This is a genomic window from Natronoflexus pectinivorans (assembly GCF_004345615.1).
GTDB classification, from domain to species: Bacteria; Bacteroidota; Bacteroidia; order Bacteroidales; family Marinilabiliaceae; genus Natronoflexus; species Natronoflexus pectinivorans.
Genome location: NZ_SLWK01000005.1, coordinates 60558 through 84169, shown reverse-complemented (window position 1 = coordinate 84169; position 23612 = coordinate 60558). Strand labels below are relative to the sequence as shown.

At 40.5% G+C, this 23612-nt stretch carries 14 protein-coding genes; 9 read left to right on the top strand and 5 right to left on the bottom strand.

All coding sequences use genetic code 11. The features are described from left to right. Positions 1 to 19 precede the first annotated feature (19 nt). Both EV194_RS08250 and EV194_RS08245 read left to right on the top strand, forming a co-directional pair. Complete coding sequence (locus EV194_RS08250) at positions 20 to 1570, top strand: glycine--tRNA ligase (RefSeq protein ID WP_132433569.1); 1551 nt, start codon at positions 20 to 22, stop codon at positions 1568 to 1570. A 114-nt stretch (positions 1571 to 1684) separates the two neighbouring features. Beyond that, on the top strand, positions 1685 to 3166 hold the full coding sequence (locus EV194_RS08245) for a potassium/proton antiporter (RefSeq protein ID WP_132433568.1): 1482 nt from the start codon (positions 1685 to 1687) through the stop codon (positions 3164 to 3166). Here EV194_RS08245 and EV194_RS08240 read toward each other — a convergent pair. Then, positions 3163 to 4068 (bottom strand): radical SAM/SPASM domain-containing protein, encoded by a 906-nt coding sequence (locus EV194_RS08240; RefSeq protein WP_165921832.1) that lies wholly within the window; start codon positions 4066 to 4068, stop codon positions 3163 to 3165. The genes EV194_RS08245 and EV194_RS08240 overlap by 4 nt on opposite strands. 221 nt (positions 4069 to 4289) lie before the next feature. Here EV194_RS08240 and dxs point away from each other — a divergent pair, with 221 nt between their 5' ends. Further along, positions 4290 to 6224 (top strand): 1-deoxy-D-xylulose-5-phosphate synthase, encoded by a 1935-nt coding sequence (dxs, locus tag EV194_RS08235; RefSeq protein ID WP_132433566.1) that lies wholly within the window; start codon positions 4290 to 4292, stop codon positions 6222 to 6224. Here dxs and EV194_RS08230 read toward each other — a convergent pair. After that, positions 6214 to 9669, bottom strand: a complete 3456-nt coding sequence (locus EV194_RS08230; RefSeq protein WP_132433565.1) for a PAS domain S-box protein — start codon at positions 9667 to 9669, stop codon at positions 6214 to 6216. The two genes, dxs and EV194_RS08230, sit on opposite strands and share 11 nt — an antisense overlap. A 502-nt stretch (positions 9670 to 10171) precedes the next feature. Here EV194_RS08230 and EV194_RS08225 point away from each other — a divergent pair. After that, complete coding sequence (locus tag EV194_RS08225) at positions 10172 to 12526, top strand: transglycosylase domain-containing protein (RefSeq protein WP_132433564.1); 2355 nt, start codon at positions 10172 to 10174, stop codon at positions 12524 to 12526. A 2-nt stretch (positions 12527 to 12528) separates the two neighbouring features. Here EV194_RS08225 and radA read toward each other — a convergent pair whose 3' ends face one another. The 3 genes from radA to panC form a co-directional block, all read right to left on the bottom strand. Then, the gene (radA, locus tag EV194_RS08220; RefSeq protein WP_132433563.1) at positions 12529 to 13902 is read right to left on the bottom strand and encodes a DNA repair protein RadA; all 1374 of its coding nucleotides are present in this window, start codon (positions 13900 to 13902) and stop codon (positions 12529 to 12531) included. Between the two features lie 109 nt (positions 13903 to 14011). After that, positions 14012 to 14362, bottom strand: coding sequence for an aspartate 1-decarboxylase (panD, locus tag EV194_RS08215; protein WP_079558222.1), 351 nt, complete (start codon positions 14360 to 14362; stop codon positions 14012 to 14014). Continuing rightward, on the bottom strand, positions 14359 to 15216 hold the full coding sequence (panC, locus tag EV194_RS08210; protein ID WP_243699366.1) for a pantoate--beta-alanine ligase: 858 nt from the start codon (positions 15214 to 15216) through the stop codon (positions 14359 to 14361). Before panC ends, panD begins: the two co-directional genes overlap by 4 nt. Before the next feature lie 464 nt (positions 15217 to 15680). Between panC and EV194_RS08205 the strand changes: the two genes are divergently transcribed. From EV194_RS08205 to EV194_RS08185, 5 genes are all read left to right on the top strand, one after another. Next, a complete protein-coding gene (locus EV194_RS08205; RefSeq protein ID WP_132433562.1) occupies positions 15681 to 16481 on the top strand; it encodes a glycogen/starch synthase in 801 nt (266 codons plus the stop codon). Positions 16482 to 16573: 92 nt separating this feature from the next. Continuing rightward, positions 16574 to 18004, top strand: coding sequence for a DUF4270 family protein (locus tag EV194_RS08200; RefSeq protein ID WP_132433561.1), 1431 nt, complete (start codon positions 16574 to 16576; stop codon positions 18002 to 18004). Between the two features lie 287 nt (positions 18005 to 18291). Next, on the top strand, positions 18292 to 19083 hold the full coding sequence (nagB, locus tag EV194_RS08195; protein WP_132433560.1) for a glucosamine-6-phosphate deaminase: 792 nt from the start codon (positions 18292 to 18294) through the stop codon (positions 19081 to 19083). 55 nt (positions 19084 to 19138) lie between these two features. Continuing rightward, positions 19139 to 21733, top strand: coding sequence for a LamG-like jellyroll fold domain-containing protein (locus EV194_RS08190; RefSeq protein WP_132433559.1), 2595 nt, complete (start codon positions 19139 to 19141; stop codon positions 21731 to 21733). A gap of 330 nt (positions 21734 to 22063) precedes the next feature. Continuing rightward, positions 22064 to 23602 (top strand): SUMF1/EgtB/PvdO family nonheme iron enzyme, encoded by a 1539-nt coding sequence (locus EV194_RS08185; protein WP_132433558.1) that lies wholly within the window; start codon positions 22064 to 22066, stop codon positions 23600 to 23602. Positions 23603 to 23612: the final 10 nt, after the last annotated feature.

Here is a 23612-nt window from a genome sequence, read left to right as displayed (position 1 = left end):
ACAGCTTAAAGTTTTTATTATGGCTCAGGAAGATGTGTTTAAGAAGTTGGTTGCACACTGTAAAGAGTATGGATTTGTATTTCAAAGCAGCGAGATATACGATGGATTGGCTGCGGTTTATGATTACGGCCAGTACGGGGTTGAACTGAAAAACAACATTAAAAAATATTGGTGGGACTCCATGGTGTTGTTGAACGACAACGTGGTGGGACTTGATTCTGCCATTTTTATGCATCCTACTGTGTGGAAAGCATCAGGCCATGTGGATGCTTTTAACGATCCGTTGATTGATAACAAGGACAGCAAAAAGCGTTACCGTGCCGATGTGTTGATTGAAGATTTAATGGCCAAGTTTGACGCGAAAATGGATAAAGAGGTTGAAAAAGCTGCCAAAAGGTTTGGCGATAGTTTCGACGAGGCCATGTTTCGCGAAACCAATCCACGGGTGCAGGAAAACCTCAAAAAGAAAGAAGAAATACACAGCCGTTTTGTAAAAGCTCTTCACGACAATGACCTTGCTGAGCTGAAAAAAATCATAGAAGATTACGATGTGGTTTGCCCCATTTCAGGCACAAAAAACTGGACCGATGTTCGTCAGTTCAATCTGATGTTCTCTACCGAAATGGGCTCCACTGCCGATGGGGCTTTAAAAGTTTTTCTGCGTCCCGAAACGGCTCAGGGAATTTTTGTTAATTTCCTGAATGTTCAGAAAACCGGACGTATGAAAATCCCATTCGGGATAGCTCAAATCGGAAAAGCCTTCCGAAATGAGATCGTAGCTCGTCAATTCATTTTCCGCATGCGGGAATTTGAGCAGATGGAGATGCAATTTTTTGTGGCTCCGGGTGAGGAACTAAAATGGTTTGAAAAGTGGAAAGATATACGCATGAAATGGCACCAATCTCTGGGTATGGGTGAACACAAATACCGTTTCCACGATCACGACAAACTGGCTCACTATGCCAACGCTGCCACCGATATTGAGTATGAAATGCCATTTGGGTTCAAAGAAGTTGAGGGGATTCACTCCCGCACCGACTTTGACCTGTCGCAACATCAGGAGTACTCCGGTCGAAAAATCACCTATTACGATCCCGAAAAAGGGGAAAGCTATGTGCCTTACGTTGTAGAAACTTCAATCGGGGTGGACAGGATGTTTTTGAGTATGTTGGCAGGAGCATATTGCGAAGAAGAGGTGGAAGGAAAAGACGGGAAAAAAGAGTCTCGCGTAGTACTAAAACTGCCACCGGTAATTGCACCGGTAAAACTTGCCGTTTTACCACTGGTTAAAAAAGATGGTCTTCCTGAAATGGCTAAAGGAATTGTGAACGATCTTAAATTCCATTTCAACTGCCAATACGATGAAAAAGATTCCATCGGAAAGCGTTATCGCCGACAGGATGCCATTGGCACGCCGTTTTGTATCACCATCGACCATCAGTCGCTGGAGGATAAAACAGTGACCATACGCCATCGGGACACCATGAAGCAGGAACGTGTCAGTATTTCCGAATTAAAAGGAATTATTTCCGAAAAGGTCAGTATGACTGAACTGTTTAAAAAACTATAATTTCAAAATGCCGGCCACAAGCCGGCATTTTTTTGAACCGTTGTCAGGTTTTATTGTTTATTTAACAGGCATTATCATTATATTTGTGTCTAAGATTCATGCCATTTCATACCTATGAATATTCCCATTGAACAAATTTTATTGGTAATTTCATTACTTCTATTTATAAGTATTCTGGCAGGTAAAACATCATACCGGTTAGGAATTCCAACTCTGTTGTTGTTTTTGCTGATAGGCATGCTGGCAGGTTCCGAGGGTTTGGGTGGAATCCCATTTGATGATCCGGGAACAGCAAAGGTCATTGGGATTATTGCACTGAATTACATACTTTTTTCAGGGGGTTTTGATACCAGTTGGAAAAGTATCCGCCCGGTTATCGGGAAGGGGGTGATGCTTTCAACTTTTGGGGTTGTGTTTACAGCTTTATTGGTGGCTCTGCCTGTGTGGCATTTTACATCATTCTCTTTTTTGGAGTCTCTGTTGTTGGGGGCAATTGTCTCCTCAACCGATGCTGCTGCTGTTTTTTCAATCCTTCGTTCCAAAAGTGTAAGTTTAAAAGGGCAATTACGTCCTACGCTGGAACTTGAGAGCGGGAGCAATGACCCCATGGCTTATTTCCTCACCGTATCACTTATATCCATCATTCAGGCTCCCGATAAAACATTGTTGAGTATTATCCCCCTCTTTTTTATGCAGTTTTCCATTGGTGCAGTAATGGGATTTGGATTGGGGAAATTGGGGCAACTGGTCATAAACCGTATCAAACTCGATTATGAAGGACTCTATCCTGTATTGATGCTGGCGTTGGTTATCCTGACATTCTCAGCCACACAATTTCTTAACGGGAATGGTTTTCTGGCGGTTTACATCTGTGGAGTGTTTTTAGGGAATAAAGAACTGATGCACAAGAGGTCATTAATAAGGTTCTTTGACGGTGTTGCATGGCTCATGCAAATCATCCTGTTCCTTACCCTGGGGCTATTGGTTTATCCATCGCAAATGGTTCCACTTATTATTCCGGGAGTTTTAATCTCGTTGTTCTTGATTTTTGTAGCACGACCTATGGCAGTGATGTTGTCACTTAGTGTCTTTAAAATGCATATGCGGGACAGGCTTTTTATCTCATGGGTTGGATTACGGGGAGCTGTTCCCATTGTTTTTGCCACCTATCCAACCCTAATCGGGTTGGATAAGGCTCATATTATTTTTAACCTGGTATTCTTTATCACTATTATATCTGTGCTGGTTCAGGGAACATCATTGCCAATGGTTTCTAAGTTGCTTCGTGTGGCCTTGCCGCACAAACTCAGGCGAAGGACTCCTGCCGATATTGAACTATCAGATACTGTTAAATCCGAACTGATAGAAGTTGATGTAGAGGATGATAGCCCCGCAGTAGGGAGAAAAATAGTTGATCTTGGGTTCCCGAAAACGGCACTTATTGTAATGATTAAAAGACACAATAAGTTCCTTACGCCCAATGGGAACACGATTATTTATCCTGGAGACAAACTCATGGTGTTGGCCGAAACGTCTGACAGTCTTTCCAAAGCGCTGGAACTGGTATGTCCTTATCCATCTACTGAACCTAATTAAAGCAATGAATTTCTTCCTTCGGGGCAATTTCTGCACATGTCAATAGCTTTCCTGCTGGTCATTATTTGTTTCCGGAAATCATTCATTTTATCACTGTCCCAAATTCCGTTGAAAGAGACATTCTTGATATTTCCTGCCGAATAATCCAGATTTTTATCGTAACAACAGGGTGCCGATTGACCATCCCAGGAAACCACCATTCCTCCCCACTGTTTAAAACAGTGGTTATACATTCGTCCTTTATGTTGAAGCGAATCATCATCAGCCAAAGTGTAACGTGAATATTTCGAATTAACCGGAGGTTTAATACTCCCATCTCCATAATCGTTAAATTGAGCAGTTTTAATTTCCAGTTGATCAGCATTAATCTTTTTGACCCAATTCTTAAGCAGTGGGATTTCGTGTTCATTGTGCCTGAATACTAAAAACTGAACAGTCACAAATGGGGTTTTTGATTTCAAACTTTTACGGGCAACTAGCAAATTGCGAATGCCTGCTTCTGCTTTTGAAAGAGATCCTCCTCGCCTATACATGGCATAGGTTTCATCGGTTAATCCATCTATTGAAACAATTACCCGGCTCAAACCGGATTGAACCAATGTACGACTTCTTTCGGGAGTAAGTAAATGCCCGTTGGTACTCATGTTAGAATAAATGCGATTTTGCGTAGCAATTTTTATCATTTCAGATAAATGCGGATTCAGGGTTGGTTCGCCCTGAAAGAAGAAATTGATATAAAATAAAGATTCTCCAGCTTGTTGAACTGTTTTTTGAAACAGTTCGGTTGTCATAAATCCTCCTTTCCGGTTTAAAACAGCCGCTCCTACCGGACATTCAGGACACTGTAAATTACATTGTCCCGAAGGTTCCACAGAGATGGTCCATGGTTTTCCTTTAACCATAGGTTTCCTGGTTAATCTTGACAAAAAAAAGGAGGTTGTTAGCTTTAATAAGTTAACAATTCGTTTAATGGAAAGCAGATTCAAAAAATATAACCCGTGTGATATTTTACGATTGATATTCAGCCACATTGTAATAAAGTTAAAATCATTCTCAATTGCACTGAAAGTTAAGATAAATATTAACAAAGTGTTATCTTTGCAGCATAAGTTAACAATCAGGAATGGAAGAGGCCGCATACCCCCTTTTGAGTAAAATAAATTCACCGCATGATTTGCGCCGGTTAAGTGAAAGTGAACTGACGCAGATATGTCAGGAATTGCGTGATTTTATTATTGACGCAGTGTCATGTAATCCTGCACATTTTGGTGCCAGTTTGGGGGTTGTGGAACTTACCGTAGCTCTTCATTATATCTTTAGTACGCCTGATGACAAACTGGTGTGGGATGTAGGCCATCAGGCCTACGGACACAAAATATTGACCGGACGTCGGGACAATTTTCATACCAATCGAAAATACAAAGGCATAAGCGGATTTCCCAATATTTTTGAAAGTGAATACGATGCCTTTACTGTTGGGCACTCCTCCACTTCCATTTCCGCCGCTTTAGGGATGGCCATTGCTTTTAAAAAGCAAAGATTGCAGCATCGCCATGCGGTGGCAATAATCGGTGATGGAGCCATGACAGCAGGATTGGCTTTCGAAGGATTAAATAATCTGGCTGCTTCACAGGCCAATGTTTTGGTTATCCTTAACGATAACAACATGGCCATCGATCCAAATGTGGGAGGTTTAAGTGAGTACCTGGTGGATATTGCCACAAGCAAAACATACAATAAAGTGCGCCGGGAATTGCTTAAGGGATTAGGCAAACTTAAAATTACCGGTCCACGCTCGCGAGAGATGATTGTGAAGATTAACAACAGCATTAAAGCGCTTCTTACACGACAAACCAACATTTTTGAAGGTCTTAATGTACGTTATTTTGGTCCGGTGGATGGGCATGATGTGATGCATCTCACCTCAATTCTATCAGACCTTAAAGAACTTCCCGGTCCCAAAGTGCTTCACGTGATTACTAAAAAGGGAAAAGGATTTAAACTGGCCGAAGAGAATCAAACAGCCTGGCATGCTCCGGGAGGTAAGTTTGACAAAACCACAGGTCAGATGATTGATATTCCCTCTCTTCATCCAAAACCACCCCGGTTTCAGGATGTGTTTGGACATACCATTGTGGAGCTAGCACGCCTTAATGAAAAAATTGTTGGCATCACCCCGGCGATGCCAACCGGATGCAGCTTGAATATCATGATGGAACAGATGCCTGACCGTGCTTTCGATGTGGGAATTGCCGAACAGCATGCCGTAACCTTCTCTGCAGGCTTGGCCATTTCCGGGATGGTTCCGTTTTGCAATATCTATTCTTCATTTATGCAACGGGCATTTGATCAGGTGATTCATGATGTGGCACTTCAAAATCTAAATGTAGTTTTTTGTCTGGACAGAGGAGGTCTTGTTGGTGCAGACGGAGCGACGCATCACGGAGTTTATGATTTGTCCTTTCTAAGGTCTGTGCCAAACCTTATTCTAGCATCGCCTATGGATGAGGTGGAATTAAGAAATCTGATGTACACAGCCCAGTTGCCAAATCAGGGGCCATTTGCCATCCGCTATCCAAGGGGAATTGGTTCTATTGTTGAGTGGCAAAAGCCATTTGAAGAGATAAAGATTGGAAGTGGTCGAATGCTGAAAGAAGGTGACCAGATCGCATTTATTTCAACTGGCCCCATTGGAGCTAAAGTGGCGAGGGTTTGCAATCAGCTTGAAAAAGAAGGACTGTTAGTAGGGCATTACGATATGCGCTTCATAAAACCACTTGATGAAGAGCTTTTGAAATCAATCTGTCAAAGATATAAGGGTTTAATCACGATAGAGGACGGTGCCATTATTGGAGGATTAGGGAGTGCTGTTTTGGAGTTCATGGCCGAGGAGGGTTATAATAACATCCTTGTTAAGCGACTTGGAGTGCCAGATCGGTTTGTTGAACATGGCTCTCAAATTGAACTTTATCGTGAGATCGGACTCGATATGGAAAATATGCGCCGACAAGCTAACTTGCTGAATGAGCAGTGTGTTTTGCGTTGCATCAGGGAGTAATAACCGGATTAAGAAAAATCTTCAAGCGATTAATAAATTCTGCTTCATTCCCGTTTAACATAACGCTTCCGTCAAACTTCTCCGGAACAAGGTTGGTATGGTGTTTATTGCCGTGTCTCAGTAGTAGCAGACTGAAATCATCGTGTGGTTTCACAATGTCCTTATTTAATTCAAACTCTTCATCAATAAGAACAATGTCTATATCTTCTCTTATATCCATAAGTTTATAGAGAGCAGCTAGTGAACGGGCGGAAAGGATTGTTATTCCCGTTTTATTAAGGATGTTCTTGGCTCGGATATGTGTATTGCTGTTAAAACTGACTAAAAGCAATATTTTGCCTTCCCAGTAAGGTGGCTCGTTTCTAAATTGCTCTATCTGGAGATCATTTTTGGTTTTTGATTTGAAATTTTCCTCTTTAAATCTGTCGAGGTAGAAATAGAATTCAGATCCTTTTCCCTTTTCAGAGATGAGTCCGATTTGTCCATTCATGGACTCAATTAATTTTCGGCATAACGTTAAGCCTAGTCCTGTTCCGCCATATTTCCGAGCATTGGTTTCGTCCTCTTGCCTAAAAGCATCGAAAACAACATGTTGGTGCTCTTTGGATATGCCTATTCCGGTGTCTCTGATAAAAAACCGAACTTTTTTATCTTCTATGTTGTATCCAAATTCAATAGTCCCTTGGTGAGTGAATTTTATGGCATTGTCAAGCAGATTATTTACGGTTTGAATAAACCGGTTTGGATCGGCAATAATAGCAGTTTTAACTTTTGGTTGAACAGGAGGAGAATATTTCAGATTCACCTTTTCTTTAAACTGAAGTGAAATTCGTTTTAAATAAGTACGATAAATTGATTCAAGATATTGATCAACTTCAACCGGCTCGCGTTTTATCTCCAGATGACCACTTTCCAGTTTGGCAATATCAACAATATCTGTGATAAGAGACATAAGCTGATCTGCATTATCATTTATTAATTTAATGAACTCGTCTCTGTCACTGCTTTCAGGGTCTGTTTGTTCAAGCAAATTGGAAAACCCGACAATGGCATTTAACGGGGTGCGTATTTCATGGCTCATATTTGCCAGAAATGCCGATTTCAATTTGTCTGCTGCTTCTGCCTTCTCTTTAGCCAGAAGGAGTTCCTTTTCTACTTTCTTTCGGGGGGTAATATTCCGGCCAATCCCTAATACAGAAATGCAATTTCCATGATCATCCATCTCGGGAGACAATGACCAGTCAAATGTTTGCTTCTCTCCATTGCGTGAAAGATCAATTTCCAGTTGAACAATCTTTTTTTGTTTGAAAACATAATTAACAGCAGGTGCAAAATAGTCAGAAAAATCTTCAGGAAGGGCTTCCGAAAGAAACAAGGATTCTTTTGTGATTTTCTCCGACAATTTATATAAGTCAAGGAATAAGGTGTTTCCAAATAAAATAAGACCGTTTTTGTTAATTCTAACAACACAGTCAGGAATATTTTCAGAGAGACTTCGAAATTTTTTTTCGCTAAGCCTTAAAGCTGCTTCGTTTTGTTTTCGTTTGGTAATATCGTGTATGCTAAAATAAAAATGCGGTTCTCCGGCAAGGGTGATGCTGGTACCATGTATTTCTACGTATAGAGTTGAGCCATTTTTATGTCTGATTTGACTGTCTCCCCGGTAATCAAAACCCTGGCGCAACTGATTGATGATTTTAAGATAATCCCTTATTCCGTTTTTATCTGGGAACAATTCGCTAAGGCTTAGTTTTGTCAATTCTTCCTTATTGTATCCAGTTTGATCGCACGCAGATTTGTTGACATATACGAGCTTCCCGGGTTCACTCATTATAAAAATGCCATCAATATTAGCCTCAATAATTCTACTATTGCGTTGTTCACTCTCAATTAGGCTGTTTTCGATTGTTTTTATCTCTGTGAGGTCTTGTCCTATTAACAGGAAAAGATCTTCGTTTTTAGTTTCAGGGCCGGGCGTTCCGGTAATTTGATAGAAAAGTGGAGATCCGTCTTTCTTTCTTAAATGCAAATCAATTGAAGAAATTCCCTTAACCTCAATTTCCCGAAAAAATTTTCTGGTTAATTTTTCAACCTCTTCATTATTTGTGTAGAATTCGGCAATTGATTTTTCCAGCAATTCCTCTCTACTGTAACCCAACGATTCGCAAACCTGCTGATTTACATATTTTATAAGATAATCCTTAACCAGAATTACCCCAACAGGTGCTGCCAAAATGATGTTGTTCAAAAACGACTCCTTTTCTTGCAACTGCTCGTTTATCCTGATGATGTGTTGATGATTTTGAAGAATCTTCTCTTCTGTTTTAATATGATCAATCTGCCTTGCCAGCATTCCTGCAAGAGTCTCAAGTACTGAGTGCTCAATTGGGCATTCCTTATTAGCTTCAGTCCAGCATAAGAAGATAATTCCATTAGCCCCGTTAAAAGTTCTGACGCCACGAATAAATGTGTTTAGAGTGGTGGGAAACCCTAATTCCTTCGTTATTGCGGAGTATTCCTGTTTAATTGGTGATTCATCTCTGAGACTCGGGATTGTGATAATTGAACCTGAGTCAGGCAGTAATACCTGTTCCGGAAAGCTGATGTCCTGGCTTGTATCAGAGTAAGCGGTATTCAATCGAAATTGTTTTGAATTCTGTTCGCTAACTGAATATAAAGCAAATCCGGACAGTCCCCAGGTTGTTGAAATTTTCTCAGCAATTTTCCCAAAGGGTTCATCAAGGGTTTTAGCTTGATTTATCAAAGACGCAATATCAAAAAGAAATTGCTGTTTATGAAGACTCTCTCTGATGAATCTAATGGAGTGCTCTTGTTGGTATGCGTTACTCAGAAGTTTTGAAACGGTGGCTAAGAGAGATTTGTCCAAATTGCTCCAGTGACGATGTTGTTTGCACTCATCGTAACCAGCAAAGCCAATGATTTTTTTCCCAATCTGAATTGGGAAAACCAATATCGATTTAATATCTTGTTGGGTTAAAAGAGATGAAATATCTGCCGGTAACTCTCTTGCAACGTTTACCGCTTCAATCTGACCTTCTTCTTTAAGTAACTTCATCCATGAAGGAACAGATTTGAATGAGACGTTTTGTAAATTTTCTTTTTGCGAAATCACATCTTCGTTGCACCATTCATAACGGTTGCTACAGGTTTCACCATCGGATGAATTCTCAAATATGTACACCCGGCATACGTTTGTGTATAACCCAAGATAATTAACAACTTTCTGTAATTTTGCATCAAAAGAGCCTGAAGAAGAGAGAATATTTGAGATGGTAAGAGGTAGGTGACCTGGTACTGAATTGCCTGACATTTCAGAATGAGCAGTTTTGTATGCACTTACAGTATTTGTAGTCTCTATCGACCTCCCACTGCGTGCAGAAGTATGATCGGGAAGGAATCTATTTACTATCTCCTTAAAATTCATTAGGTTGTTTTGGGTGGTTATCAGTTCTTTAGGTTTACATTAACTATGGTTTATTATTGACGATAATAGGTTACATTTTAAGGGTTTAAAGTCTTTATCTATTTGTCTAAAACCTAAAATTAGTAATTCTTTGGATGAGTACGTTAAACAATGTTGCGTTTTTTTGATAATATGATTAAAAAAGTTGATAAAACTTATTCAAAATGGGATAAACAAAACAGGGATGCCCCGTTTTGTTTCTGAATTACTTTATAACTAAAGAATTGCTTTCATAGCAATTTGGCTATATTACATCAATCAGATTTAATTTTGATAAAGGTTTCTGGTGATTAATATCTGTAGCTATGCTATAAATAATCAGCATTATAGGAAAATCATAGGGTTTAGAATAATTGAAGTTTTCTATTTTATGGAATGTTTTTTGATATTATGTCTATTTTGAAGGTAGAGCGGTATTTTTTTTCTAATTTTACCCGGCAATGAGATCTTGATATTTTAAGAAATGGAACAAAAAACAACGATAAAAAAAATTGTATTGTGGATGTACGGCATCTTTGCCGGGGCTATTTTGCTTATAGTACTTTTGTTTTCTTTGCTTTCTTCCGGAGCTCTTGGGTTTATGCCTGGGTTTGAGGAGTTGGAGAATCCACACAGCAACCTTGCTACAGAAATATATTCAGCAGACAATGTATTGTTAAGTAATTTCTTTCTTGAGAACAGAACGCCTGTTGAATTTCATGAGATATCTCCAAATGTAATAAACGCTTTGGTAGCAACCGAAGATGTCCGTTTTTATGATCACTCCGGTATAGATGCGCGGGGCTTGGCCCGGGTTTTAGTGCGCACCATCCTGATGCGCGATCAGGGAGCAGGTGGAGGAAGTACCATTACCCAACAGTTGGCCAAACTACTTTTTCATGATCCTGCAAGAAATATTTGGGACAGAAGTGCTCAGAAATTAAAGGAGTGGATCATTGCCGTAAAGCTTGAGAGAAGCTATACCAAAGAAGAAATACTGACCATGTATTTGAATAAAGCACCGTTTATTTATGATGCTTATGGGATCAGATCTGCTGCCGCTACTTTTTTTAGTACGACTCAAGATTCTTTAAAGGTTGAAGAGGCAGCCGTTCTTGTTGGTATGCTTAAGAATCCCTCATTATTTAATCCGGTTCGTCGTCCGGAATTGGTAACGTCGCGCCGGAATGTTGTGCTGGGGCAGATGCTGAAGGCAAAATATATTACCAGAGAGGAGTTTGACTCTTTGCGTCATTTCCCGTTAAATTTGGAATTCAACAGGACTGATCATATTGGAGGATTGGCTCCATATTTCAGAGAATATTTAAGAACCACATTAACAGCACGCCAGCCCCTAAGAGAGAATTATGCTTCCTGGGATACTCAGCGATTTATTGAAGATAGTATTGAATGGAATACCAATCCATTGTATGGATGGGTACATAAAAACCTGAAGGCAGATGGAAGTCGCTACAGCATCTATAATGATGGATTGAAAATATATACGACCATTGATTCGAGAATGCAACGCTCTGCAGAAGCTGCCTTGACAAAGCATCTTGGAGAGACTTTACAACCTCAATTCTGGAGAGAAAAGAGAGGGCGTCCGAGAGCTCCGTTTTCAAGAAATATCACGCAGGAACAATATGAAACCATCATTCATCGGGCCATGCGCCAGACTGAAAGATACCGGGCATTAAGCAATGCTGGTGTTTCGGCCGATAGCATCAGAAAAATTTTTAACCAACCTTTCTCAATGAGGGTTTTTACCTACGAGGGAGATGTGGATACCATCATGACCCCGATGGATTCTATTCACTATTACAAATCAATTTTACGTGCTAGTCTGTTTTCAATGGATCCCCAGTCAGGCCATGTTAAAGCCTATGTGGGAGGGCCAAGTTACCGTCATTTCAAATATGACATGGCTGTGCAAGGGAAACGTCAGGTGGGTTCAACCATCAAGCCTTTTGTCTATACCTTGGCAATGCAGGAAGGGCTCACTCCCTGTGATATGGTACCTAATATACCACAAACATTTTACCTGCCAACCGGGCAAACCTGGACACCCCGTACCACAAGTGAAAGAAGAGCAGGAGAAATGGTCTCATTAAAGTGGGGGCTGGCACAATCAAACAACAACATAACCGCTTGGATTATGCGACAGTTTAATCCGGAAGCGGTGGCAAGAATGATTCGCACCCTGGGCATCAGAAGTCCCATGGATCCGGTTCCGGCTTTGTCATTGGGCACACCGGATTTTTCCCTCAGTGAGATGGTTGCTGCATATTCGACATATGCTAATAAGGGTGTGCATACACAGCCTTTATTTGTTACAAGAATTGAAGATAGGTATGGAAACGTCATATCTACGTTTAGTCCACGACGTAATGAAGCCATCAATGAAGAGAGTGCATATTTAATGTTGAACCTACTGGAAGGTGTCGTAAATACCGGTAGTGGATACCGATTGCGATTCAGATACGGGTTTAAAGGACAAATGGGAGGTAAAACGGGAACAACTCAAAATAATTCTGATGGATGGTATATTGGTGTGACTCCAAACCTGGTTTCAGGAGTGTGGGTTGGAGGAGAAGTGAGGGATATTCATTTTGATAATCTGTATCACGGTCAGGGAGCAAATACAGGATTGCCCATTTGGGCACTCTATATGCAAGGTGTTTATGATCATCCAGAGACAGGTGTTACTGAAGAGGATCTGTTTGAAAAGCCATTGAATTTTGATTTGGATTTGACATGTCCCGACGAGGTTGCTCCTGATTCGGCCGATGAAATTGAAGTGGGCTGGGGAAGATGGCAACGGGATGAATTGTTTTAGTGTCATGAAAACAGTTGCCTGAATGCTTCTTCAATTTTCCCTGCCTGGAATACATTAATGTTAAATTTTGACAAGTCAATGCCTTTGTTGTACCGGGGTACTACAATGGTCTTAAAACCCAGTTTCTCTGCCTCACTGATGCGTTGTTCTATTCTAGTTACCGGACGGATTTCGCCTGATAGTCCTACTTCGCCGGTTACGCAAATGGTTTTTGGGATGGCCAAATCGGTATTGGATGACAAAACGGCACTCACCACGGCCAAATCAATGGCCGGATCGCTCACTTTGAGTCCTCCTGCAATGTTGAGAAAGACATCTTTAGCGGCCAGTTTGAAACCGGCTCGTTTTTCCAAAACAGCTAGCAACATGTTAAGTCTTCGCAAATCAAATCCGGTGGATGAGCGTTGAGGCGTGCCGTAGGCCGCCGTGCTGGCCAATGCCTGCACTTCAATCAGAAATGGTCGCATTCCTTCAATGGCAGCGGCAATGGAAATGCCGCTCATCTCTTCATTTTGGTGAGCAAGGAGCAGTTCGCTGGGGTTGGAAACTTCACGAAGACCGTTAGAAAGCATTTCAAAAATCCCTATTTCGGAAGTAGAACCAAACCGGTTTTTTATGGAGCGAAGAATCCGGTACATATAGTGGCGGTCGCCCTCAAACTGAAGAACTACGTCCACCATGTGCTCCAGCACCTTTGGGCCGGCCAGACTGCCCTCTTTGTTAATGTGGCCAATTAACAGAACAGGTAAGGAACGCTCCTTGGCAATGCGGAGAATGGTTGCGGTGCACTCCCGAATTTGTGAAACACTACCCGGGGCAGATTCAATGTCTTCGCGTTCCATGGTTTGTACCGAATCAATAATCACCAACTCGGGTGCAGTATTGTCTATGTGGTTAACAATTCTTTCCAGGGCTGTCTCATTTACCACCAGGCAATGATCACCCTCGCCCGGGGCAAGCCGGTCGGCACGCAGTTTTATTTGCTGGGCGCTCTCTTCGCCCGAAACATAAAGGATTTTTTGAGATGTGAGTTTTAATGCCATCTGAAGCACCAAGGTGGATTTTCCAATTCCCGGTTCGCCTCCCAGGAGAACAATGGAGCCCGGAACCATACCACCTCCCAGCACACGGTTAAACTCATCAATATTTGTATTGATGCGGGGTAGTTGTTCCACGTTCACCGAATTTACCGGCTGAGGTTTTTGTTTCAGGCTGTTTTCGGAAACGAAAACAGCCGATTTTCCTTTGGGCTTACCTGTCATCACTTTCTCTTCCACGAAAGTGTTCCATTCGCCACACGAATAGCATTTCCCAATCCATTTGGGTGATTCGCTGCCACAATTCTGGCAAACAAAAACTGATTTGGTTTTGGCCATATTTTGAAATTAACTGCTGAGGATACAAAAATGGGAAAATGGATAAGAAAAAACCAGACTTTGTAATCACAAAGTCTGGTTTTTGTTTCGGTTTATGATTTTAATTTACCTATACCAGCTTGTTTGTTTCGGTATCCGGAAAAATAAAAATCGGTTTAAAACTTTTTGCCTCTTCCTGGGACATGATGGCGTAAGTGATGATGATGACCACATCACCAACGGCTACTTTTCGGGCAGCCGCTCCATTCAGACAAATAACACCGGAGCCTCTTTCACCAGTAATAACATAGGTTTCAATTCGCTCTCCGTTGTTGTTGTTAACCACCTGAACTTTCTCGTTCTCCATAATATTGGCCGCCTCCATTAATTCTTCGTCAATGGTGATGCTTCCCACATAGTTCAGGTTGGCTTCTGTAACCGTTACGTTGTGTAACTTCGACTTCACAACATGAATGTTCATGATATACTCTTTTTGTAAATCACATTATCAATCAATCGTATTTCACCGGCAAAAACTGCAATGCACCCAACGATGTGTTCACTCTCCTTCCAGTTTTTTATGGGTTGCAGCGAATCTGCATCGGCTATTTCAAAGTATTCCACCTTCAGCTCTTCTTCTCTGTTAATGGAATTTATGACATATTCTATGGTTTTGTCAATACTCTTTGCGTTGACAAAATTACAAGATTCAAACAATGTACGTGCTATAATTGGTGCTTTTTTTCGTTGTTGCGTGGTTAACAGCAGGTTTCTTGAGCTCATTGCAAGGCCGTCTTCCTCACGGATGGTGGGGCAAGACACAATTTTTACATCATATTTCTCCTGACGAACCATTGCCCGGATAACAGCCAATTGCTGAAAATCTTTTTCTCCAAAAAAAGCAAAATCGGGTTGCGTAATATCAAAAAGCCGGCTTACAACCTGCGCTACTCCATTAAAATGTCCGGGTCGATGTTCCCCTTCCATGACTTTATCCAGACTTCCAAAATCAAAGATCCGGGTATCGGGTTCGGGATATATCTCTTTAACAGTTGGTGCGAAAACAAGTTCACAGCCTGTGTTCTTAAGTAGGTGCAAATCCTTTGCCAAATCACGCGGATAGCGTTCCAAATCATCCGGATTATTGAACTGCGTTGGATTAACGAATACGCTGACCAATACAAAGTCGCAAGTTTCAGCGGCTTTATTCACCAGCGATATGTGTCCCTGATGCAAGGCTCCCATAGTTGGCACAAAGCCTATAGTTTTACCCTGGGCTTTCGCATTGTTAATAATTCCGGACAGATGCTCCGACGATTCAACAATTTCCATCATTGTTTAAAAATAAAAAACGCGGCAAATTAAAGGAAATAAAATCAAACAATAAAAAAGAATTTCCTAAAAAAAACTTATTGACACGTTAAATGCAGATTGGATCAATGTTTTTAATTTATTACGGATTCTTTGATCAGAAGTTATGATGTTTACGATCGTTATCCCATGCTTCTTGGTTTTTGACTGTTAAGTAACTTTGTTTTAGAACCATATTTTTTGTAATTTTGCATGGCGTTTACAAGTCCTGATTTGCAATGTCAGGAAATGTATCACCCAAAAGCAACCAGGATATATCAAAATAAACTACTCTTCATATTCATCTTTATACATGTTAAAGTCTTTGACAAGATGTGATTTGAATGAGCTAAGAATATATTCAATTTTGTGAGCTAAGGCTCACATACATTTCAGCCAAGCGTATATCATCACTTGGTTGTAAATTAATTTCAAATTTTTCAAGAAAAATGGAAAATACCAAAGTCTTGTTTATCTCTCAGGAAATAACACCTTATCTTCCCGAAAGTGAAATGTCAATTATTGCCCGGAATTTGCCTCAGGGAATCCAGGAACGTGGCAGAGAAATCAGAACTTTCATGCCAAGGTTTGGAACCATAAACGAACGTCGTAATCAGTTGCACGAAGTCATTCGTTTATCAGGGATGAATTTAATCATTAATGATACCGACCACCCTTTAATCATTAAAGTGGCTTCTATCCAAGCTGCTCGTATGCAGGTTTATTTTATTGATAACGAGGATTATTTTTCGAGGAAAGCGACTGTGGCCGATGATGATGGAACAGAATTCCCGGATAATGATGAGCGTGCCATTTTCTTTGCAAGAGGTGTTTTAGAAACCACCAAAAAACTGCGATGGGCTCCGGATGTGGTTCATTGTCAGGGATGGTTTACAGCTTTGGCTCCATTGCTGATTAAAAAAATCATGAACGATGATCCATTTTTCGCCAATGCAAAGGTCGTTTACACCATATACGATGACGAGTTTCAGAACCCACTTGATACGAAAGTAATACAAAAATTAAAGGCATTGGGTATAAGTGAGAATGAAATAAAAAATCTTGAAGACCCAACATGGGAAAACCTGACCAAATTGGCAATAAACATGTCTGATGCCGTTATTCAAGGAAGCCCAACCATTAATGAAGAGGTTAAGAAGTATGCACAAGATTCAGGAAAACCTTTCCTCGACTACAAAAACGAGGATGAATACATTGATGCTTATAACGAGTTTTATGAATCGTTGTAATACCAGAAGGTAAAATTAAAAGTCGGCAGGGTTTTTGCAGCGAGTCATGCCAAAAAATATTAGGAAATCAATCATTCAATTAATATTGCAATATGCATTTATTTAAAACGAAAGCATCACTTTTTTTTACAGCAGCGGTTTTGCTATCCGGACTTTTGTTAAGTTGTGACAATGACCCCCTGACAATTGGTGTTGAAACTTTGCCCGAGTCAGACTTATTAAACGCCGGGACAGTTGCCCAAAGTTTTTATGGGAAAAATCTTCAGCCTGAAAGAATCAGAACAGATGGGCAGTCAAGTTTTGCCAATGCAGCCGGAATATTAGGTTATTTTAACGATCCTGTTCTGGGAGTCACAAGGGCTGATGTAGTTACTGAGGTTACTTATTCGACTCAAATGGACAGTTTTTATATGCTGGTTGGAGATGTTTTTGTCGATTCTGTTGTTTTGAATATTGCCTACAGATATCAAAATTGGTATGGAGATGTAAATGAGCCATTCACAATACAGGTGTATGAGTTGAGTGAAACCCTTCTACCGGCGCCATTGCAAGTTTATTATAACGATGAAGATATTACAAGTTTCATATATCCAGACCCCATTGGAGAAACTACATTTACAATTAAAGATAATGTTGCTGACTCGGTGTGGCAGCAACAAAACTACGTTCATCAGATCAGTGTCAGGTTGAGCGATGAGCTGGCTAACAGACTGATTAATTTAACTGCAGCTGAGATGGAGAATCGAGATGCTTTCAAAGAGGTGTTGAATGGGTTATATGTCACAGTAAAACAGCCGAATAACCCGGAGGCCATTGGGTCTCTCTTGAAATTTGATATCTGGAATGAGAAAACAAACCTTGAAATGTTGTACAGACATGTCATATATGATGCAGAGAATAACGATGAAATACTTCAAACCGATCGGAAAAACTATGTTTTTCCGATTACAACGGAAACAAGATTTTTCAACAGGTATCAGCATGATTATAATGAGGATGTAATTAAGAATGATGTAGGAACTGATCATTTGTATCTGCAAGGAATGGCCGGATTATATCCCGAAATTACGTTCTCAGATATCATCAAGCAATGGAGCGATTCTCTTACTGTTAGTTCACAGAGAGATGTCAATTACAGCATCAGTGGTGTGGATTTCTTCTTTTTCCCCGATACTGCGCTGATGAATGGATGGGGCAATTTGTATATGCCTATGAATCAAATCATATCATTGGTTAAGAAAGATGCCAATGGGAGGTTCGTTCCTTTGTTATTTACAGATAAACGAGGGCAAACCGTTGAGGCTTTTACCAGAAGTGTGTCAGATTATAACAGCACCCAGAATCATTTCAGGTTTAGAATGCATCCTGATTTCTTTATGGATGTAGCAAAGGGCGATGTAGAATTGGAGTCATTGTTTCTCACTATCCCATCTCCACAATTCAATTTCAGAAGAACGGTTCTATTCAATCAGCATGATGAGTTTGCACCGCAAATGAAAGTTCGATATATAAAATATAAATAGCCGTTATTGATTGCTGATCTGCTATAAAAGAGCATTGTTATAGGGCAGTAATCAAATAAAGAAAAGCTTAACGGGCAAAAGCATTCTTGTAAAAATGCTTTTGCCCGTTTTGTTTGACATGATTTTATTTAAGTCAATAAATCTTATTCATGATCATTGCTCCAATTAGTTGGAATTTGCCTGAGGCAAATTTTAGTGCTGTTTCTACCTAATCGCATGCGAAAAATTGATTGTTAAAATAAATTGTTTAAGTATATTTATTCAATTTTTAAAAAACCAGGTAAACTATGCGATTATTGATTCATTCAGATTATGAGGCAGCTTCAATCTGGACTGCCAGATATATTGCTTCAAAAATTAAAGAGCATCAAAGCAAACGCCCATTTGTGTTAGGGTTGCCAACAGGATCGTCACCTTTGGGTACTTATAAGGCCCTGATTGAAATGTTCCAAAATGGAGAGGTCTCATTTAAAAATGTGATTACATTTAATATGGATGAGTATATAGGTCTCCCAAAAGATAACTCCCAGAGTTATCATTCTTTTATGTGGGACAATTTTTTTAAACATGTAGATGTAAACCCTGAGAATGTAAATATACCAAACGGCTCAGCACAAGATATCGATGCAGAGTGCGCAAATTATGAGGAGCGCATTAAGGAAGCAGGCGGCATCGATCTTTTTTTGGGAGGAATCGGGCCTGATGGACACATTGCTTTTAATGAACCAGGATCATCCTTGCATTCGCGCACACGAGTGAAAACCCTAACACAGGATACCATCATTGCGAACTCCCGATTTTTCGGAAACAACTTGTCCAAAGTTCCAAAAACAGCTATCACCGTTGGTGTGGGAACAGTTATGGATGCCAGGGAAGTTGTGATTATTGTAAATGGTCATAATAAAGCCAGAGCCTTACGACATGCGGTTGAGGAGGGGGTTAATCATATGTGGACCATTAGTGCGTTGCAGCTTCATCCGAAAGGGATAATTGTATGTGACGAAGATGCAACGAGCGAATTGCGCGTTGGAACTTATAAATATTTTAAAGACATTGAAAAGGATAGCTTAACAACGTAATTTGTTTTCTTTTTAAGGGGTTGGAAAATAAGGCACGAATCACTACATTCATGGTATGAATTACTGGAAAATCAATAGTATTGGGCATTCATCATTGCAATTTGTGCTCATGATCTTCTTTTTGTTCCTCTTTGTGTATCATTCCGATGCGCAAAGACGACGTGCTGCCTCAAATGCCTTTGTTGATCAGTTTTTTCTTGTATCAAATTATTCTGATTTAAACAACCATCTGGAGCCTGAAACAATGACCATCAGGGAATTGCTTCAGGCGAATGTGAGAGGTTTTCAAATCCGTCTTGAAGTAGATGCCGATTCGGCAATCATCCGAATGATAACCCCCCAGAAGAATGAGAAACCTTTTTCATATTTTCTTGATGAAATAAGCATCTTTCTAAATCAGAACCCCGGTGAAGTTCTAACTCTTTTTCTTGATTACAATTTTCCGTTTTTCTATCTCGAAACAGCTTTAAAAGCACACCATTTATACAATAAAATATTTGTATCCGAAACAGATGATTTATGGCCTTCAACCAAAATGATGGCAGAGAGGGGATACCAGTTAGTCTGTTTTACTCTGCAACGAAATCAAGATACGCCCCCCGGATTTTATCATCTATGGGACTATGCTGTTGAGCCCCATTTTTCTACTGTTTTGGAGCCTGAGTTTCATGGTAGTTTTGCTAGGGGAAGAGCCAGCAATCCATTCATGTTTTTCACCGGCTACAATCTTCCCCGGGATACAACAGGAATTGAGATCCCTTTTCTTATGATGAATATTAACGAGAACCCTTTTCTCATTTCCCATTTAATAAATTTATGGAAGAAAACCGGCAAAAGGCCTAATTTTATTGTTCGAAACAGGTATCATTATGTCATTTTGGGTGTTATTGAAAATTTAAATTCACATAACACCATAAGTGGAAATATAACCTACAACCTCCATCCACTAAGCGATGTGAGTTGGGAAGGTTCAACTCAGGCGCTTACCAGCGGTCACTACTCCTTTCCGTTTCTTGCCGGTGAGGATGTTTTTTTGCAACCATTTAAGCCCGGTTACAGCTTTACTCCTGAGAGAGTAAATCTGAGCAATGTGCGGGAAGATATAACTCAAAACTTTTTAGCCAGTCCGCTTGATCTGCATCATCGCTTAAAGGCATATTTCCCTTTTGAGAGCAGCACACGTGACGCCTCGGCAAATAGAAATCACGGTAAAAATCACGGTGTTCGTTTTGCGGAAGATCCCATACGAGGTTCTGTTGCATATTTAACCGATGATACCTTTATCGAACTACCCGATGCCGAAACTTTGGGATTACACAACAATGATTTCACCGTTAGTGCATGGTTAAGGATATCTCCATTGCAAGAGGAGAGAAGGGATATCACAATACTTGGAACTGAAGAGGCGACCTACCGTCAGGGACTTCACCTGCAACTCCGAAATGCGCGACCCTATTTTGGATTTTTTGCAAATGACATCACAGGTAACACCGAAATAAGACCCAATGAATGGGTGCATGTTGTTTGGAGGTACACGAAACGAACAGGAGAACAGGCCATTTTTGTTAATGGACGACCCGATGGAATATCTCAAAAGCACCCCTCTTTTATGGGGCGCGGAACGGTTAACATTGGCCGTGCCATACAAATGTATAACTACATGAATGGTTATATTGACGATTTGGCAATCTGGGACAGACCGCTGGGAAACGAGGAAATATGGAAGCTCTATCAGGATGTGGTGCCTCTTTATCAATCTAAAAAAACAAACTGGAATCTGATCGTTTTCCTTACTGCAGGAATTTTGCTGGTGGTTTATCTAATTATTTTACTCTATACGCGAAAGAATCGTCAAAAATCATCTGTAAAAACAGAAGCGCAGGATGTTCCGGTTATAAATATGCCTACATCGGAGAAATTCAGACCAAATTCAATATGTTTATTTGGTGAGTTCCAGGTAATAGACCGTGAAGGCAACGATATCTCCTTGCAATTCACACCAAAGATAAGGCAATTGCTTGTGTTACTTCTGCTATACAGTCAAAAGCCACGAAGAGGAATCTCTTCTGATGACATCAACCAAATTTTATGGTATGGCCTAAGCAGAAAGAATGCGACCAACAACAGGGGTGTTAATATGAGTAAGTTGCGCCAGGTTTTAACGTTTCTTGATGGGATTCGCATTGACAGCCAGATGGAAAACTGGATGATAAATATTAACAGAGAACAGTTGTTTTGCGACTATGTTGAAGTTCAGGCCATGTTGCGCAATCGATCTATGATTGATAATCCTGAAGGGTTTGTCGAATTCTTTTCAACGGTGGAAACGGGCGCTCTGCTAATTGACATGGAAGAAGAGTGGCTGGATGAGTTCAAAGGTCATACTGCATCAGAAATAGTAGATACTCTTTTAAAGAGTGCTCAACAGCCATTCCTTACCGGAAACCATGATATGATTATTAAGATTTGCGACCGCGTGTTTATCGGAGATCCGTATAGTGAGGAAGCTCTTAAACTTAAAATTAATGCACTGATTAAACAGCGTCATTTTAATCAGGCGAAGTATACCTATCAATGGTTTTCTGATAATTATGAGAAAAGCTTGGGGGAACCTTTTTCTCTTGCATTTGAATCATTTGTTGAGAAATAAGTCCAACTATAAATAATTCAAATCAATTTATAAGTTAGAGCTCACTTTGATGCAAAAGATAACACCAGCATCCCTTTTTTGATAGCGGAACAGTTTATCTATTCATAATGCTAATCATTCCAATTTCTTAATTTAGATAGAATCTAAACAACAAAGACGTCTGTGTGATTTTGATTGAATATCTGGTTGTTACAGTGCGTAGTTTTCTAATATTAATATCTCATTAATATCACCATAAGGGTACTGTAAGCATTTTTTAACAAAAAAGCATGCTGACAAAGATAAATTTGTAATTGGCAGTGTAAAATAATTTGATTAACACGTTTGATTATGAATTTGGGTCAAATAGAAAAATCCCTTTGGGATTTTATTCATCGACGAAAAAACTTTCTGTTGTTTGCAGCCGGAGTGGTCACCGTGCTATTTTTGATCTACCCTTTCAACAAGGCTGTTCGTTTTACAGAAACAAACGAATATTGTTTTTCTTGTCATGTGCACGGCCATGCAGAAGATGCCTGGCGCTTATCGCCTCACGTTAACAACAAAGCAGGAATTACAGTAAATTGTGTCGATTGTCACCTCCCCCCTCATGGAGAGAACCGTTTGTGGTCTAAAATAAAACATGGAGCCAATGATATTTACGGTTTTTTGTTCAAAGACTCCGCTGATTATAACTGGGAAGCAAAGCGTTCGCCGGAAGTAGCCATTAATTTCACTTACGAATCATCATGCATCAGATGTCACGACAATCTTTTTCCTGTAGGATTAAGTACAGAAGGTGTTGACAGTCACCTACACTACGAAAGAAACAAAGATGATCTGAGTTGCCTTAACTGCCACATACATACAGGCCACTACAATCCGGATTATGTGCATGCACAAAATTTGGCATTTGGACAAAAGGAAGAGGAAGAGGGTGAAACATTCACCAACCCTGCAAAAATAGAAAGATTCGAAAACTATACAGAGTTCATACCCGGGACGACCGTTTCGTTTGAAATGGTGGCAATTCCAGGTGGAACTTTCTTAATGGGTAGCCCAAAAAATGAGCCATTCCGCCGGGAAGATGAAGGGCCTCAGAGGGAAGTGTATTTAGATGACTTTTTCATGGCCAAAATTGAGGTTACATGGAATGAATTCCTTGCCTGGTTTAATGCCACATCCTCAGAAGGCCGGCTCACTGCCGAAGAACAGGCACAAGTGGACGGCTTTTCAGGAGCCACACCACCCTGGGGAGCACCTGACCAGGGATGGGGAACCGGTCAAAGACCGGCCATTACCATGACACATCACGCAGCCATGGAGTATTGCAGATGGTTATCTGCTGTAACAGGAAAACATTATCGGCTACCAACCGAAGCCGAATGGGAATATGCTGCCCGTGGCGGCACGCAAACGCCATATTTTTTTGAAGGCAACCCCAGAAGGTTCTCGTCACAAACATGGTGGAACAGAATCTTTGGTCCATCCACTGATGTCATAGCAAACTACGCCATTTACAATCAAAACAGCAGCAACAGAACTTCCGAACCTGGAAATGTAATGGAAAATCCATTTGGATTGGTTAACATGCTGGGGAATGTGGCTGAGTTCTGTCTTGATTGGTACGCACCAAACACATATTCATCTTATCCGGAAGGAGTTGTCCGAAATCCCAGAGGCCCTGCAACCGGACAGGAAAGAGTCATTCGGGGAGGTTCTTTCAGGAGCGACGCAGCAGATTTGCGCGTGGCTGCCCGAGACCATACACGCACCGATTTATGGCTGAGAACTGATCCGCAAATACCCAAAAGCAGATGGTGGTATTCCGATGCAAACCATGTGGGCTTCAGAGTTGTTCACGTGCCTCAGTCAGATACAAACAATTAATGAGAAACAA